Origin of the sequence: Leclercia sp. CFBP8987, from assembly GCF_034044995.2 — a bacterium.
In the GTDB taxonomy this organism is placed as follows: Bacteria; Pseudomonadota; Gammaproteobacteria; order Enterobacterales; family Enterobacteriaceae; genus Enterobacter; species Enterobacter tamurae.
Window position 1 is genome coordinate 2,736,068 of the sequence record NZ_CM188255.1, and the last position, 16,643, is coordinate 2,752,710.

Annotated in this window: 16 protein-coding genes; 6 read left to right on the forward strand and 10 right to left on the reverse strand. The window is 52.4% G+C overall.

What is annotated here, in order from left to right:
- Positions 1–92: 92 nt before the first annotated feature.
- Positions 93–488, forward strand: a complete 396-nt coding sequence (gene yciA / locus SOM40_RS13110) for an acyl-CoA thioester hydrolase YciA (RefSeq protein WP_106993174.1) — start codon at positions 93–95, stop codon at positions 486–488.
- Positions 489–530: 42 nt separating this feature from the next.
- On the opposite strand, the gene tonB is transcribed toward yciA, so the two are convergent.
- Positions 531–1,262: a TonB system transport protein TonB gene (tonB, locus tag SOM40_RS13115; protein WP_166185311.1), complete on the reverse strand. Its 732-nt coding sequence runs from the start codon at positions 1,260–1,262 to the stop codon at positions 531–533.
- Positions 1,263–1,483: 221 nt separating this feature from the next.
- Between tonB and SOM40_RS13120 the strand changes: the two genes are divergently transcribed.
- Complete coding sequence (locus SOM40_RS13120; RefSeq protein ID WP_032611245.1) at positions 1,484–1,780, forward strand: YciI family protein; 297 nt, start codon at positions 1,484–1,486, stop codon at positions 1,778–1,780.
- A 35-nt stretch (positions 1,781–1,815) separates the two neighbouring features.
- On the opposite strand, the gene leuE is transcribed toward SOM40_RS13120, so the two are convergent.
- Both leuE and SOM40_RS13130 read right to left on the reverse strand, forming a co-directional pair.
- Positions 1,816–2,451, reverse strand: a complete 636-nt coding sequence (gene leuE / locus SOM40_RS13125) for a leucine efflux protein LeuE (RefSeq protein WP_261645314.1) — start codon at positions 2,449–2,451, stop codon at positions 1,816–1,818.
- Positions 2,452–2,521: 70 nt separating this feature from the next.
- Positions 2,522–2,695 carry a YciY family protein gene (locus SOM40_RS13130; RefSeq protein ID WP_146145509.1) on the reverse strand — a complete coding sequence of 58 codons (174 nt, stop codon included), beginning with the start codon at positions 2,693–2,695 and terminating at the stop codon, positions 2,522–2,524.
- 142 nt (positions 2,696–2,837) lie between these two features.
- Between SOM40_RS13130 and cls the strand changes: the two genes are divergently transcribed.
- Both cls and SOM40_RS13140 read left to right on the forward strand, forming a co-directional pair.
- Positions 2,838–4,298, forward strand: coding sequence for a cardiolipin synthase (gene cls, locus SOM40_RS13135; protein ID WP_106993177.1), 1,461 nt, complete (start codon positions 2,838–2,840; stop codon positions 4,296–4,298).
- Between the two features lie 37 nt (positions 4,299–4,335).
- On the forward strand, positions 4,336–4,665 hold the full coding sequence (locus SOM40_RS13140; RefSeq protein WP_032611249.1) for an HI1450 family dsDNA-mimic protein: 330 nt from the start codon (positions 4,336–4,338) through the stop codon (positions 4,663–4,665).
- 43 nt (positions 4,666–4,708) lie between these two features.
- Here SOM40_RS13140 and oppF read toward each other — a convergent pair whose 3' ends face one another.
- The 6 genes from oppF to SOM40_RS13170 all read right to left on the reverse strand — a co-directional run bounded on the left by oppF (position 4,709) and on the right by SOM40_RS13170 (position 11,717).
- Positions 4,709–5,713: a murein tripeptide/oligopeptide ABC transporter ATP-binding protein OppF gene (oppF, locus tag SOM40_RS13145; RefSeq protein WP_320530107.1), complete on the reverse strand. Its 1,005-nt coding sequence runs from the start codon at positions 5,711–5,713 to the stop codon at positions 4,709–4,711.
- Positions 5,710–6,723 (reverse strand): ABC transporter ATP-binding protein, encoded by a 1,014-nt coding sequence (locus SOM40_RS13150; protein ID WP_225758606.1) that lies wholly within the window; start codon positions 6,721–6,723, stop codon positions 5,710–5,712. The genes oppF and SOM40_RS13150 overlap by 4 nt, the downstream gene beginning before the upstream one ends.
- A gap of 11 nt (positions 6,724–6,734) precedes the next feature.
- The gene (gene oppC / locus SOM40_RS13155) at positions 6,735–7,643 is read right to left on the reverse strand and encodes an oligopeptide ABC transporter permease OppC (RefSeq protein WP_320530108.1); all 909 of its coding nucleotides are present in this window, start codon (positions 7,641–7,643) and stop codon (positions 6,735–6,737) included.
- Between the two features lie 14 nt (positions 7,644–7,657).
- Positions 7,658–8,578, reverse strand: coding sequence for an oligopeptide ABC transporter permease OppB (gene oppB / locus SOM40_RS13160; RefSeq protein WP_106993181.1), 921 nt, complete (start codon positions 8,576–8,578; stop codon positions 7,658–7,660).
- Positions 8,579–8,663: 85 nt separating this feature from the next.
- Positions 8,664–10,295: an oligopeptide ABC transporter substrate-binding protein OppA gene (gene oppA, locus SOM40_RS13165; protein ID WP_106993182.1), complete on the reverse strand. Its 1,632-nt coding sequence runs from the start codon at positions 10,293–10,295 to the stop codon at positions 8,664–8,666.
- Positions 10,296–11,069: 774 nt separating this feature from the next.
- Positions 11,070–11,717, reverse strand: coding sequence for a YchE family NAAT transporter (locus SOM40_RS13170; RefSeq protein WP_106993184.1), 648 nt, complete (start codon positions 11,715–11,717; stop codon positions 11,070–11,072).
- Between the two features lie 476 nt (positions 11,718–12,193).
- Between SOM40_RS13170 and adhE the strand changes: the two genes are divergently transcribed.
- Entirely contained in the window at positions 12,194–14,875 is a 2,682-nt protein-coding gene (gene adhE / locus SOM40_RS13175; protein WP_106993185.1) for a bifunctional acetaldehyde-CoA/alcohol dehydrogenase, read from the forward strand.
- Between the two features lie 87 nt (positions 14,876–14,962).
- Here adhE and tdk read toward each other — a convergent pair whose 3' ends face one another.
- The gene (tdk, locus tag SOM40_RS13180) at positions 14,963–15,577 is read right to left on the reverse strand and encodes a thymidine kinase (RefSeq protein WP_225758603.1); all 615 of its coding nucleotides are present in this window, start codon (positions 15,575–15,577) and stop codon (positions 14,963–14,965) included.
- Between the two features lie 549 nt (positions 15,578–16,126).
- Here tdk and hns point away from each other — a divergent pair.
- Complete coding sequence (hns, locus tag SOM40_RS13185; protein WP_106993187.1) at positions 16,127–16,540, forward strand: histone-like nucleoid-structuring protein H-NS; 414 nt, start codon at positions 16,127–16,129, stop codon at positions 16,538–16,540.
- Positions 16,541–16,643: the final 103 nt, after the last annotated feature.

A 16,643-nucleotide genomic window follows, 5' to 3' on the forward strand; every position in this document is an offset into this window, starting at 1 on the left:
GCTCAATAAGCCTGGCGTTTTCTTCTGTTCTCTCCGGCTGTAAATCATAGTAGCATCCCGCCTGAAGTCCTCCGTAATGAGTAGAGTCCATAATGACAACAACGAACGCCCCGCAGGGCGAACTGGTTTTACGCACACTTGCAATGCCCGCCGACACCAATGCGAACGGCGATATTTTTGGCGGCTGGCTGATGTCGCAGATGGATATGGGTGGGGCGATCCTCGCCAAAGAGATTGCTCAGGGCCGCGTGGTGACGGTCCGGGTCGATGGCATGACGTTTCTGCGCCCTGTCGCGGTCGGTGATGTGGTGTGTTGCTACGCGCGTTGCGTGAAGCGTGGAAATACGTCAGTGTCGATCAACATTGAGGTGTGGGTGAAAAAGGTCTCTTCTGAGCCTATCGGCCAGCGTTATAAAGCGACCGAAGCGCTGTTTATCTATGTCGCGGTCGATAACGACGGGAAACCGCGTCCTCTGCCGCAGGTCTGACAATCAGGCCAAAAAAAAGCCTCCATCCGGAGGCTTTTTTTATTATTCCATCTGTGCCCCGCCGTTGAGGCGGAAAACGATATTCACAATCAGCCCGCGGCCTGGCTTACCGGCTTCGTATCGCCATTTACGCATCGCGGTTTTCACATCCCGCTCAAACATATTCGACGGCTGCGCGGAGAGGATTTCGACATTATCCACTCGCCCGTCTGCGGTCACGTCAAACTTCACACGGACACGCCCTTCAATGCGTAATGCCTGCGCTCGCGCAGGATAAACCGGCTGGTTACGGCTCAGCGCACGCGGACCAGAAGGGGCCGCCGCAACCGGCTTAGCGGTGGCCGGGGACGAGTTCATCACCGGGCGAGTCGGGGCAGCTCTTTCAACCGGTTGAGTAGTGCGAGGCTCGACCGGGCGCTCTTCACGCTTCGGACGCTCTTCCACCTTTTTCACCGGTTTTGGTTTCGGCTTCGGTTTTGGCTTAGGCTTGGGCTCCGGTTTCGGGATCACTACCGGCACTTCTTTAGGCGGTTCAGGAACGATTTCAGGTTCCGGTTCCGGCTCGGGTTCTGCGACAGGTTCCGGTGGTGGCGCTACCTGTACGGGCTCCAGCTCCGCAGGCGTCACCATGGTCACAGAAATCGGCTGCGCGGGCGCTGGCATTTCAATAACCTGATGTACCGATGTGTAAAGCAGACCCGCAACGACGGCGCCATGAATTGCGACGGACAACAGCGTCGGCCAGGGAAAGCGGCGAGGTAATTCAAGGGTCATTGAAGTCATAATCGTTTCAGTTAAAAAGCCAGGCCCTGATTTTAAATGCAAATAGCAATCATATTCAATAAGCCAGTTAAACTTCGCCTGAATAAACCGTCCGGCAGGCGAAAAAAGGCACGCAGTGCGCAGGGTTTTAACAATGTGGCTATCTTTACATTGCAGTCCCCTGCACTTTCACATAACGTAATTCACACTTTTATTGGTTAAGGAGCTCCGCTGTGCTTTATGTGATTTTTGCTGCAGATGTTGCTGATTCTCTGGAAAAACGCCTCTCCGTGCGCCCTGCCCATCTGGCACGCTTACAGCTGCTGCATGACGAAGGCAGATTACTGACTGCAGGGCCCATGCCTGCCGTCGACAGCAACGATCCGGGTGCGGCCGGCTTTACCGGCTCGACGGTGATTGCCGAGTTTGAATCACTCGAAGCGGCGCAGGCCTGGGCGCAGGACGACCCATATGTGGCGGCTGGCGTATATGATAACGTCGTGGTGAAGCCGTTTAAAAAAGTTTTCTAGGATAAAAAAAGGCTCCTTATCAGGAGCCTTTCTTGTCAGTGCAGCGACGCCAGCCGCGCCGCGAATCCAACGAACAACAAGCCGATCAAACCATTTCCCAGCGTCGCCAGTTTCTTTTTGGTTTTCAGGTAACGGGTGACAAATGCCCCGGAGAAAATCAGGAAGCTCATATAGATAAAGCTGATGACCTCCAGCGTGATCGCGAGGATCATAAACGCCACGCCGGTGTTGTTAGCCTGTACGTCGATAAACTGCACAAAGAACGAGACATAAAACAGGATCGCTTTCGGATTGGTCATACTCAGCACCAGCGAGCGTTTCATGATGGTTTTTGCCGGTTCGATACCGCCCGCTTCGCCCTGCTGTTTATGTCGGATCACCGACCATAGCATCTTCCCGCCCAGCCATAACAGGTAGAAAGCCCCGAGATAGCGAACCACATTAAACAGTATTGGGGTGGTCTGAATCAGCGCCGCGACCCCGGCCCAGGCGAGAAACATCAGCACCGCATCACCGATAAACACGCCGCTGGCCGCCAGATAGCCTTTCTTGACGCCATGACCAATGCCGGTTTTTAAGACAAACAGGGTATTGGGACCCGGAACCAGAACAATGAAAATGGCTCCAACAACATAGGTCCAGAAATTAAGCACACCAAAATCCGCAAACACTTCATCCTCCTTTTCGAAATAGCGAATCTTTAAAAAACATCGGGCACCTCAGAGGGTGCCCTTGTGTCATTCAGTAATCCTGAACGGCGAACAGTAACGCATTGCGATGACGGTTCGTACTGCATTTTCTGATGGCGTGGATACGCATATTACGGCGGGATTGTGCTTCCAGCCAACGCGCTTTGCGACGACCTGTCTGTCGCAACATGCGCCAGCGCCCTACTTCTGTTCTACTGCGCTTCATGTTAACAACTCTTCCTAAAACAGAGCGCTCATTATAGACCCTTGCCTGCGGCAAACCAGTGCTTTTATCTGGCGTTTTTATTTGCCAGAAAAATCCTGACGCGTAAACTCTTAACAATACGCTTTCAAAAGGATTTTTTATTATGACAACCTTCTACACCGTGGTGAGTTGGCTGCTCATTCTGGGATACTGGCTGATCATAGCAGGGGTAACATTACGCATCCTGATGAAGCGCAGAGCCGTTCCTTCCGCCATGGCATGGTTGTTGATTATCTTTATCCTGCCGCTGGTCGGCATCATCGCGTACTTATCCTTTGGCGAACTTCACCTCGGTAAACGACGCGCGGAACGTGCCCGCGCCATGTGGCCCTCAACGGCCAAATGGCTCAACGATCTCAAATCCTGCAAACATATCTTTGCCGAAGAGAACAGCGACGTCGCAGCGTCCCTGTTTCAGCTCTGCGAGCGCCGCCAGGGCATTGCGGGCGTCAAAGGCAATCAGCTCCAGCTGATGACCACCTCCGATGACGTGATGAATGCCCTGATCCGCGATATTCAGCTGGCACGCCATAACATCGAGATGGTGTTTTACATCTGGCAGCCGGGCGGGATGGCCGATCAGGTCGCGGAATCCCTGATGGCCGCCGCACGCCGGGGTATTCACTGTCGTCTGATGCTCGACTCCGCCGGTAGCGTGACCTTTTTCCGCAGCAACTGGGCATCGATGATGCGCAATGCCGGGGTGGAGGTGGTCGAAGCCTTAAAAGTAAACCTGCTGCGTGTGTTCCTGCGCCGGATGGACCTGCGCCAACACCGTAAAATGGTGCTGATCGACAACTACATTGCCTATACCGGCAGTATGAACATGGTGGACCCGCGCTTCTTTAAACAGGACGCCGGCGTCGGCCAGTGGGTTGATCTGATGGCGCGCATGGAGGGCCCGGTCGCCACCGCGATGGGGGTTGTCTACTCCTGCGACTGGGAGATCGAAACCGGCAAGCGCATTCTGCCCCCGCCGCCTGATGCCAACATCATGCCGTTTGAGCAGGCCAGCGGGCATACCATCCACACCATTGCCTCTGGTCCTGGCTTCCCGGAAGATTTGATTCACCAGGCGCTGCTCACCGCGGCCTATTCCGCCCGCGAATATCTGATCATGACCACCCCCTACTTCGTGCCGAGCGACGATCTGCTGCACGCCATCTGTACCGCCGCCCAGCGCGGGGTGGATGTCAGCATCATCCTGCCGCGCAAGAACGATTCGGTACTGGTGGGCTGGGCCAGCCGGGCCTTTTTCAGCGAACTACTGGCCGCCGGGGTGAAGATTTACCAGTTTGAAGGTGGCCTGCTGCACACCAAAAGCGTGCTGGTGGATGGCGAACTCAGCCTGGTGGGGACGGTTAACCTGGACATGCGCAGCCTGTGGCTCAATTTTGAGATCACCCTGGTGATTGATGACGCCGGTTTTGGCGCTGATTTGGCCGCGGTGCAGGACGACTATATCTCCCGCTCCCGCTTGCTGGACGCGCGGTTGTGGGTGAAAAGACCGCTGTGGCAGCGAATTACCGAACGACTGTTTTACTTCTTTAGTCCGTTGCTGTAAAACGTGCCCAACCAACGATGTTAAACAGGTAGTCATCATGGAAATGGATCTGAACAATCGCCTGACCGAAGACGAAACGCTCGAACAGGCCTACGATATCTTCCTCGAACTGGCCGTCGATAATCTCGATCCGGCAGACGTGATTCTCTTTAATCTGCAGTTTGAAGAGCGTGGCGGTGCCGAGCTGTTCGACCCGTCTGAAGACTGGGCCGAGCACGTCGATTATGACCTGAACCCGGACTTCTTCGCAGAAGTGGTGATTGGTCTGGCCGATACCGACGGCGGTGAGATTAACGACATCTTTGCCCGCGTCCTGCTGTGTCGCGAGAAAGACCACAAGTTGTGCCACATCCTCTGGCGCGAATAAAAAAAGGCTGCGAATGCAGCCTTTTTTATTACCTGTTATCCGTTCAGAGCGGGTCAACCTTCAGGCAGGAGACCGCATGGCGGAAACTGCCTTCCAGCACCGGGCGCGTTTTCGCACACTCCGGCCCGGCAATCGGGCAGCGGGTACGGAACACACAGCCGGACGGCGGATTGATCGGCGACGGCAGCTCCCCTTCCAGAAGCTGAATCTTTTTATTCTTCTCCAGATCCGGATCGGGCACCGGCACCGCAGACATCAGGGCTTTGGTGTAAGGGTGCAGCGGGTTGTGGTACACCTCATCATAGGTGCCCAGCTCTACCGCATGGCCGAGATACATCACCAGCACGCGATCGGAGATATGCTTCACTACCGCCAGATCGTGGGCGATAAAGATCAGCGACAGGCCCATCTCACGCTGCAGTTTTTGCAGCAGGTTCACTACCTGCGCCTGAATCGACACGTCCAGCGCGGAGACCGGTTCGTCACAGATAATCAGTTTCGGCTCAAGGATCAGCGCGCGGGCAATCCCGATACGTTGACACTGGCCGCCGGAGAACTCGTGCGGGTAACGGTTGATGAGGTTCGGCAGCAGGCCCACTTTCATCATCATCGCTTTGACGCGATCGCGCACTTCAGTCCGCGGCATCTTAGGATGATAGGTGCGCAGCGGCTCGGCAATGATCTCCCCGATGGTCATACGCGGGTTCAGGGAGGCCAGCGGATCCTGGAAAATCATCTGAATGTCGCTACGCACGGCGCGCCACTCGTCAGGCTTCATCCCCAGCAGATCTTTGCCCAGCCAGGCCACTTTACCGTCGGTGGCTTTCACCAGACCGATAATCGCGCGGGCAAAGGTCGACTTACCGCAGCCCGACTCACCCACCACGCCCAGGGTCTCCCCTTCGTACAGACGCAGGGTGACGCCGTCCACGGCTTTCAGGGTTTTTGCCGGCTGCCAGAACCACTGCTTGCCATCTTTAATGTCAAAGTGGACTTTCAGATCCGCGATTTCGAGCAGGACATTACGTTTTTCGTCGATGACAGTCATACCAGCTCCTCGTACGGCTTAAAGCAGGCACGCAGACGGCCTGGGGCAAACTCTTCCAGCGGTGGTGCGGTGTTGCAAATCTCCATCGCATGCGGGCAGCGCGGCTGGAACGGACAGCCTTTCGGCAGACGCAACAGGTTCGGTGGGTTGCCCGGGATGGTCAGCAGCGCCTCGCCTTCCGCATCCAGACGCGGGACAGCATTCAGCAGGCCGATAGAGTACGGGTGCGCCGGGTTGTAGAACACGTCGCGCGCTCGACCGTACTCCATGGTACGACCGGCATACATCACCAGCACCTTGTCACAGATCCCGGCGACCACGCCCAGATCGTGGGTGATCATGATGATGGCGGTATTGAACTCACGCTTCAGCTCGTTTAGCAGGGTCATGATCTGCGCCTGAACGGTCACGTCCAGCGCGGTGGTGGGTTCATCGGCAATCAGCAGTTTTGGTCGGCACAGCAGGGCCATGGCGATCATCACACGCTGGCGCATCCCACCGGAAAACTCATGCGGGAACATCCGCATGCGCTTACGCGCTTCCGGCATTTTCACCGCATCGAGCATTTTGACCGACTCTTCAAAAGCTTCGGCTTTGCCCAGCCCTTTGTGCAGCATCAGAACTTCCATCAGCTGCTCACCCACACGCATGTACGGGTTGAGGGAGGTCATCGGATCCTGGAAAATCATCGAGATCTGCTCGGCGCGCAGCTTGTTCAGCTCGTTTTCCGGCAGGTTGAGGATCTCTCTGCCGTTAAAGGTCGCAGACCCTCCGATGACGCCGTTTTGCGCCAGCAGCCCCATCAGCGCAAAGGCCGTCTGGGATTTACCGGAACCGGATTCACCCACGATCCCCAGCGTCTCACCGGCCCGCAGGCTGAAATTGAGATCGTTTACCGCGGTTACATCGCCATCCGGCGTTTTAAAGGTGACGCGCAGATCTTTCACATCCAGCAGGGCATTGCCCAGCTGTTGGGTTTGTGGCGCAGATGCCGTTTCAATAATGGTCATGGCGGCGCTCCTTAACGGTCTTTCGGGTCGAGGGCATCACGCAGGCCATCGCCGATAAAGTTGAAACAAAACAGTGTCACGACCAGGAACCCTGCCGGGAACAGCAGCAGCCACGGTGAAACTTCCATCGAGTTCGCGCCATCACTCAACAGCGCACCCCAGCTACTCAACGGCTCCTGGGTACCCAGGCCGAGGAAGCTGAGGAAGGATTCGAACAGGATCATGCTCGGCACCAGCAGGGAGGCGTACACCACTACCACACCCAGCACGTTCGGCACGATATGACGGACCACGATATTGCCGGTAGAGACCCCACCGACCTGCGCCGCTTCGATGAACTCTTTGCGCTTCAGGCTCAGGGTCTGGCCGCGCACGATACGCGCCATATCCAGCCAGGAGACCATGCCGATAGCGACAAAGATCAACAGGATGTTCTGGCCGAAGAAGGTCACCAGCAGGATCACGAAGAACATGAACGGGAAGGAGTTGAGGATCTCAAGGATACGCATCATCACCGAATCCACTTTACCGCCGAGATAGCCGGAGAGCGATCCGTACAGGGTGCCCAGAATCACCGCCACAAAGGCTGCGGCGATACCCACCATCAACGAGATTCGCCCGCCGATGGCGACACGCACCAGCAGGTCACGCCCGGATGAGTCGGTACCAAAGTAGTGGCCCGATTCGCTATCCGGAGCGCTGGACATCATGCCCCAGTCAGTATCGAAGTAGCTGAACTGCGACAGCATCGGCGCTAAGGTCACAAACAGGGCAATAATCACCAGCACAACCAGGCTGGCAACCGCCGCGCGGTTGTGCATAAAGCGACGGCGGGCATCCTGCCAGAGACTGCGTCCTTCGACTTCCAGTTTTTCACTGAAGTTTTCCAGCGCCTCGCTATTTTTCTTACTTAACATCATGGCGAGCTCCAGTGTCAGTAGCGGATTTTCGGATCGATGACGGCATACAGCACATCAACAATCGCGTTAAAGAAAATGGTCAGCGCACCGACGAGGATGGTCAGACTCAATACCAGGGAGTAGTCGCGGTTCAGGGCGCCGTTAACAAACAGCTGGCCGATACCCGGCAGACCATAAATGGTTTCGATAACCATTGAACCGGTAATGATACCGACGAACGCCGGGCCTAAATAAGAGAGAACCGGCAATAACGCAGGTTTTAATGCGTGACGGAAAATAATCCGCCGCATCGGCAGCCCTTTGGCACGCGCGGTACGAATGAAGTTTGAGTGCAAAATTTCAATCATCGAACCACGGGTGATACGCGCAATGCTGGCAATATAGGCCAGTGAAAGCGCCACCATCGGCAGGATCATGTACTGCAGCGCCCCGCCATTCCAGCCGCCGCCGGGCAACCACTTCAGGGTGATTGCAAATATCATGACCAGTAAGGGCGCGACGACAAAACTCGGTATGACGACCCCGGTCATTGCCACCCCCATAACGGCGTAGTCCCATTTGGTATTTTGATTCAGCGCGGCTATTACACCCGCCGTCACGCCAAGAATGACGGCCAGTAAAAATGCCGCGGCGCCTAATTTAGCCGAAACGGGGAAGCTGGACGCCACCAGATCGTTTACGGAATAGTCTTTATATTTGAATGACGGCCCAAAATCGCCGTGCGCCAGCTGCTTCAGATAATTGAAATACTGGGTGGAGATCGGATCGTTTAAATGGTATTTCGCTTCGATATTCGCCATCACTTCTGGCGGCAGCGTACGTTCACCGGTAAATGGACTACCCGGTGCGAGACGCATCATAAAGAAGGAGATCGTTATGAGAATAAATAGCGTTGGAATCGCTTCAAGACAGCGACGTAGGATAAATTTCAACATTGCCCGTACCTTCTGGCGTGTGCCTATATAATATTACGATGAGTAGACACCGTGGGGCGAGCGCTGCCCGCCCCACTCATTGCCATTAATGCTTGATGATATACAAGTTTTTAACGTAGATATTATCCATCGGGTCTTTACCGGTATAACCACCTACCCACGGTTTCACCAGACGGGCGTTCACGTAGTAGTAAACCGGCACGATCGCAGAGTCTTTATCGAGCTGCTGTTCTGCTTTCGAATACAGCTCAGCGCGCTGCGCTTCGTCAGTGACTTTCAGGGTATCGCCGATCAGCTTATCGAACTCTGCGCTCTTATAGTGCGCGGTGTTGTTCGAGCTGTCGCTCAGCATGGTGTTCAGGAAGGAAGTTGGTTCGTTATAGTCCGCACACCAGCCTGCACGCGCTACATCAAAGGTGCCCTGATGGCGGCTGTCAAGGAAGGTTTTCCACTCCTGGTTTTCCAGCTTCACGTTCGCACCCAGGTTTTTCTTCCAGATGGAGGAGACGGCGATAGCCAGTTTTTTATGCAGATCGGAGGTGTTGTACAGCAGGCTGAAGGTCAGCGGCTTGTCAGCGGTATACCCGGCTTCGGCCAGCAGTTTCTTCGCTTCAGCATTACGCTGTTCCTGGGTCATTTTGAACCATTCTGGCTCGGTCAGCTTCGCGCCATCGGTGTACGGCGGGGTGTAGCTGTAAGCCGGCAGGTCGCCCTGATTTTTCACTTTATTGACGATGATATCGCGATCCAGTGCCAGCTTCAGCGCGGTACGCACGCGAACGTCGGTGAATGGCGCTTTCTGGTTGTTGATTTCGTAATAATAAGTACACAGATACGGGTCAACGTGAACTTCAGCCGGGATCTCTTTTTTCAGCTTCTGGAACAGTTCGATCGGCATGTTGTTATAGGTCATGTCGATTTCGCCGCTGCGGTAGCGGTTAACGTCTGTCACTTCAGAAGCGATTGGCAGGTAGGTAACCTGGTTGATAACGGTTTTCGCATTATCCCAGTAGTTGGTATTACGCTCGAGGTCGATACGTTCGTTAACCACCCAGGCTTTCAGCTTGTAGGCGCCGTTGGTAACGATATTGGCAGGCTGGGTCCACTTCTCGCCGAATTTTTCAACCGCTGCTTTTGGAACAGGGGAAACGGACGGGTGCACCAGCAGCTTGTAGAAATACGGGACTGGCTCGCTCAGGGTCACTTCGAAGGTGTGGTCATCAATGGCTTTTACGCCGAGGTCGGTAATCGGTTTTTTGGCGGTGATGATGTCATCGATATTGGCGATATGGCCATACTGCAGATAGCTCGCATACGGAGAGGCGGTATTTGGATCCGCCAGGCGCTGCCAGCTATAAACGAAATCTTGTGCGGTAACCGGGGAACCATCAGACCATTTTGCGTCTTTACGCAGGTGGAAGGTCCAGACTTTAAAGTCTTTGTTTTCCCATTTTTCAGCAACCCCGGCAACCGGGTGGCCGTCTACGTCAGTGACCAGCAGACCTTCGAACAGGTCGCGGTTAACGTTAGACTCCGGTACACCTTCAATTTTGTGCGGATCCAGAGACTGAACCTCAGCACCGTTGTTACGCACCAGCGTTTGCTTCTCCGCCAGCTGAACCCCAGCAGGTACGTCAGCAGCCATTGCAACGTTGCCCGCGATTAGCGCAGTTAAAATCCCCGCCGCGACCAGACTTTTTTTTGTGATGATGGACATTGTGTTGGTACTCCACTCTTTATAATTACTGGTTTTTTACCAGCCTGTTTAATTCCCCTTTTTTGGGGTTCCCTGACAACGTAGGAGTTTATGCTGCTGTCAGGCGTTTTTTACTTCTCGCTATCACCGACTTTACTATTACTAACGGCTCGTCTGGCCGCCTTGCGTCGATTCTTAACAAGCCTCCCCTGTCGAGGCCCGTCTTAATTCTTTTAGATCAGAATCGTTAATGAAAAAGATTCTCATCTAAAAGATTTCTGCGGAAAATATAAGGCCGGAAAGTACCAAATGGCTTTCCCGGGTGCCAATACATTTTGCAAATTTGTTAACCAATTCTCTTTTACGGAACTTACCGTTATGTTGTGGGCTACCCTGCCGCGCATCAAAAGCGGATAAAATCTTCGCTTTTCAATGGGATGTAGAAAGTGTGCTCGACGATGGCGTCGCAGTGCTGGAGACGAGGCGTTGTTTGTACAAAAAATTAACAACTGTCTATTATTTAGCACATTCATCTAATTCATTCATCAAATTACTAATATCATCTCAGTTATCCCGCAGCAAGCCCCAGAGTATCGTGTGAGTAAAATAACAGTCTTATTGCGCGGAATGTGACCAGTGCTGTGTCGGGGTGGGAGACAAGTGGTTGATAGTTAACAAAACAAAATTATTAGTAAAATTTATTATAGTTAAAGCGATTTTCAACTTTCATTATATGATTTGCTGATAATGACAAAAAAAACGGCGCCACTGGCGCCGCTCTTTCATTTGAAATGGTTAACTCAATAAGCCCGGAAATATTGATTTCAGCCCGGTAACAATAAATTCAATCCCCAGTGCCATCAGCAGCAGACCCATAATACGGGTGATAACGTTAATGCCGGTCTGGCCAAGGAGTCGCACCAGCCAGGGCGCAATGCGGAATACACCCCAACAGCAGAATGCAAACAGCGCAATGGCGATGGAGAAGCCAATCAGATGCATCAGGTTGTGGTAGCGCGTTCCCCAGACGATGGTGGAACTGATCGCCCCCGGACCCGCCATTAATGGCAGCGCCAGCGGCACCACGCCGATACTTTCCCGGATAGCGGTCTCTGACTTTTCTTGCTTGTTTTGTTTATCCTCGCCCAGCTTGCCGCTAATCATCGACATCGCGATGGTCACCACCAGGATCCCGCCGGCAATCCGGAATGAATCGATAGAGATGCCAAAAATCTGCAATATAGAATCGCCAAGATAGAGAGAGGTCAGCAGGATGATAGCGACCGACAGGTTCGCCGTCAGGTTGGTCTTATTCCTGGCAAGCGCGGTCTGATAGCTGGTCATACTAATAAAGACGGGAATTATGCCCACCGGGTTGACCAGCGCGAACAGACCGATAAAAAACTTGAAATAAGTTGGAAAATCAAAGAGCGATAGGCTCACTGTTAGCTCCGCTGATAAGCAAGACTGAAGATAAAGAATGGCAACGCCAATAACCGCGCAGAAGATACGCTTTTTACGCATGCACTTCATCACAATATTGTGAATTATAGTGGTTTGACGCTGTAAAATATTTGTGTACTAAATGCATACCTGTGGTTCAATTGCTTTTGCAATTATTTAACATCGTTGGCAATGCCCCAAAATACCCCTGCTGAAAGGTATCAGCTTATGGATAAATTGATACAGATCATGTTTTCCGTACTCAGAAGTGAGTAATCTTGATTACGCCACCACGGAGATTCAGTATCTGAACGTAGGCTACTGATGGGAGGCTCTTTTAGTAAATCAGGGGAACGATAAAAACGTTAACACCTTGTTTTTATGTAAGTTAAGCAAGTGGCAATGGCGCTGACTATACTGTTTTCGTGTCGAGCAGCTGATTTACTAAAAGAGTTTAACATTATCAGGAGAGCATTATGGCTGTTACTAATGTCGCAGAGCTTAACGCACTTGTAGAGCGCGTAAAAAAAGCCCAGCGTGAATATGCCAATTTCACCCAAGAACAGGTTGATAAAATCTTCCGCGCCGCCGCTCTGGCTGCTGCAGATGCTCGAATCCCTCTCGCTAAAATGGCCGTTGCCGAATCCGGCATGGGTATCATTGAAGATAAAGTGATCAAAAACCACTTTGCTTCTGAGTATATCTACAACGCCTATAAAGATGAGAAGACTTGTGGCGTCCTGTCTGAAGATGACACCTTCGGTACCATCACCATTGCAGAGCCTATCGGCATCATCTGCGGTATCGTTCCTACTACCAACCCAACGTCTACTGCTATCTTCAAATCGCTCATCAGCCTGAAGACGCGTAACGCAATCATTTTCTCTCCACATCCACGTGCTAAAGATGCGACCAACAAAGCGGCCGATATCGTTCTGCAAGCGGCGATCGCTGCAGGTGCACCGAAAGACCTGATCGGCTGGATCGATCAACCTTCTGTGGAGCTGTCTAACGCACTGATGCACCACCCTGACATTAACCTGATCCTTGCGACCGGTGGTCCAGGCATGGTTAAAGCCGCTTATAGCTCCGGTAAACCGGCTATCGGCGTAGGTGCAGGTAACACCCCGGTTGTTATCGACGAAACTGCCGATATCAAACGTGCTGTTGCATCGGTACTGATGTCTAAAACCTTCGATAACGGCGTTATCTGTGCTTCTGAGCAGTCTGTCGTCGTTGTTGACTCCGTATACGATGCCGTTCGCGAACGTTTCGCCAGCCACGGCGGCTATCTGCTGCAGGGCCAGGAACTGAAAGCCGTTCAGGACATCCTCCTGAAAAATGGCGCACTGAACGCGGCTATCGTGGGTCAACCAGCGTATAAAATCGCTGAACTGGCAGGCTTCTCCGTACCGGTAACCACCAAGATCCTGATTGGTGAAGTGACCGATGTTGATGAAAGCGAGCCGTTTGCTCACGAGAAACTCTCTCCTACGCTGGCCATGTACCGTGCGAAAGATTTCGACGACGCGGTCATCAAAGCAGAGAAACTGGTTGCCATGGGCGGTATCGGTCATACCTCATGCCTGTACACCGACCAGGACAACCAGCCGGAGCGTGTAGCGCACTTCGGTCAGATGATGAAAACTGCACGTATCCTGATTAACACCCCTGCTTCTCAGGGTGGTATCGGTGACCTGTATAACTTTAAGCTCGCGCCTTCCCTGACTCTGGGTTGTGGTTCATGGGGTGGTAACTCCATCTCTGAGAACGTTGGTCCTAAGCACCTGATCAACAAGAAAACCGTTGCTAAGCGAGCTGAAAACATGTTGTGGCATAAACTTCCGAAATCTATCTACTTCCGCCGTGGCTCCCTGCCAATCGCGCTGGATGAAGTGATTACTGATGGCCACAAACGTGCGCTCATCGTGACTGACCGTTTCCTCTTCAACAATGGCTATGCAGACCAGATTACCTCTGTGCTGAAAGCAGCTGGCGTAGAAGTGGATGTGTTCTTCGAAGTTGAAGCTGACCCAACCCTGTCCGTTGTTCGTAAAGGCGCAGAGCTGGCGAACTCCTTCAAACCAGACGTGATTATCGCCCTGGGCGGCGGCTCCCCAATGGATGCAGCCAAAATCATGTGGGTAATGTACGAACATCCGGAAACGCACTTCGAAGAACTGGCGCTGCGCTTTATGGATATCCGTAAACGTATCTACAAGTTCCCGAAAATGGGTGTGAAAGCAAAAATGGTTGCGATCACCACCACGTCTGGTACAGGTTCTGAAGTCACGCCGTTTGCCGTTGTAACCGACGATGCTACCGGCCAGAAATACCCGCTGGCAGACTATGCCCTGACTCCGGACATGGCAGTGGTTGATGCCAACCTGGTGATGGATATGCCGAAATCACTCTGTGCGTTCGGTGGTCTGGATGCGGTAACTCACGCCCTGGAAGCTTATGTTTCCGTGCTGGCGTCGGAGTTCTCTGACGGTCAGGCTCTGCAGGCGCTGAAACTGCTGAAAGAGAACCTGCCAGCCTCTTACAACGAAGGTTCTAAGAACCCGGTTGCTCGTGAGCGCGTTCACAGTGCTGCCACCATCGCAGGTATCGCGTTTGCTAACGCCTTCCTGGGTGTGTGTCACTCCATGGCGCACAAACTGGGCTCCCAGTTCCACATTCCTCACGGCCTGGCAAACGCCCTGCTGATTGGCAACGTTATCCGTTACAACGCGAACGATAACCCAACCAAACAGACTGCTTTCAGCCAGTACGACCGTCCGCAGGCGCGTCGTCGCTACGCAGAAATTGCTGACCACCTGGGCCTGAGCGCACCTGGCGATCGCACTGCCGCGAAGATTGAGAAACTGCTGGCATGGCTGGATAGCATTAAAGCTGAACTGGGTATTCCGAAGTCTATTCGCGAAGCTGGTGTTCAGGAAGCAGACTTCCTGGCGCACGTAGACAAGCTGTCTGAAGATGCCTTTGATGACCAGTGTACTGGTGCGAACCCGCGCTACCCGCTGATCGCAGAGCTGAAACAGATCCTGCTGGATACCTACTACGGTCGTGAATACTCCGAAGGCGTATCTGCACCCGCAGCACCTGTTGTAGAAGTGCCGGTGAAAGCTGATAAGAAAGCGAAGAAAAGCGCTTAATTAACTGCTTAATAAAAAACCCGCTCCGGCGGGTTTTTTTATGTTTGTTATACAGAGTGAACAGAGAGAGGATATGAAATAGCGTCGTTAACGACGACAGGCTTCCTGAATGGCCGTCAGAGAGCCCACAACCAGCGCCTCTTTATAATGCTTACGGCAGACTGAGACATAGCGTTCATTGCCGCCAATCACCACCTGTTCACCTTCCGCATAGGGTGTGCCCGCCTGATCCAGGCGCAGCACCATACTCGCTTTACGGCCGCAGAAACAGATAGTTTTCAATTCAACCAGTTTATCCGACCAGGCCAGTAAATACTGGCTGCCAATAAACAGTTCACCGCGGAAATCAGTACGCAGGCCATAACAGAGCACCGGAATATCCAGCTCGTCGACCACCTCGGACAACTCATGCACCTGCTGGCGGGTTAAAAACTGGCTCTCATCCACCAGCACACAATGTATAGCCTGACTGGCAACCTCTGCGCGGATCTCGTCCAGCAGATTGGTTTGCGGGTTATATAGCTTTGCCGGCGACGAGAGACCAATTCGCGAGCTAACCTTTCCGCTACCAAAACGGTCATCGATCTCTGCGGTGTAAACGAGGGTCTGCATTCCGCGCTCCTGGTAATTGTAGGAGGATTGCAGTAATGCGGTCGACTTACCTGCGTTCATTGCTGAATAGTAGAAATACAGTTGTGCCATTGGCCGTTAAACCCTAATCAATGTGTATTATTACCGATGCGCGATTGTACCATATTTTGTCTGGTCTTCCGTGCTGCAGCGCGCTTTGCAGGCGGTGCGGAACATTTTAACCGCTGAAGGGATATACACCAGACGGTGATAAAGGCCGGTAAAAACATGAATTACAGTACGGTTTTAAAAACGGTAAGTTCAGGAAAAATCTGTTATTTTAATGTCGTTACGGGGTCAGAATTGAAGCCGGAATAATTAACAGTTTCAGCGAGCAACCCTGTTTTCGGCACTAATACAAAAGGTTGATATTTATCCGCAGTAACAATAATCCCGAAGAAAATTACTCTCAAAAGATGCGTTCCCCGTCAGGTTTACAACGCATCTTTTGATAACACTCCCCTCTTTTGGCCACGGAAATTTAAGTTAGCGTTATTAATAATAATGCCAAATATTAGGCGTTTTTTGAATTCCTTACATTCTGACCTATTGCATATATCAATTTATGCCTCTATTATTACTTCAACAAACCCCCCACATTATAAGTTTGAGATTACTACAATGAGCGAAGCACTTAAAATTCTGAACAACATCCGTACTCTTCGTGCCCAGGCGAGAGAATGTACTCTGGAAACGCTTGAAGAAATGCTGGAGAAATTAGAAGTCGTTGTAAACGAGCGCCGTGAAGAAGAAAATGCCGCGGCTGCTGAAATCGAAGAACGTACGCGTAAACTGCAGCAATATCGTGAAATGCTGATCGCTGATGGTATTGATCCAAACGAATTGCTGAACAGCATGGCTGCTGCTAAAACAGGCACCAAAGCTAAACGCGCTGCGCGTCCAGCTAAATATAGCTACATCGATGAGAACGGCGAATCTAAAACCTGGACCGGCCAGGGTCGTACTCCAGCTGTTATCAAGAAAGCGATGGAAGAAGAAGGCAAACAACTGGACGACTTCCTGATTAAGGAATAAGTCAGAGAGTTATCAGAAAAATCCCGCTTAATGCGGGATTTTTTATGCCTGTATTTTATACGGCGTGACATTCCGTTACATACTGTCATATATAACTCAGGCG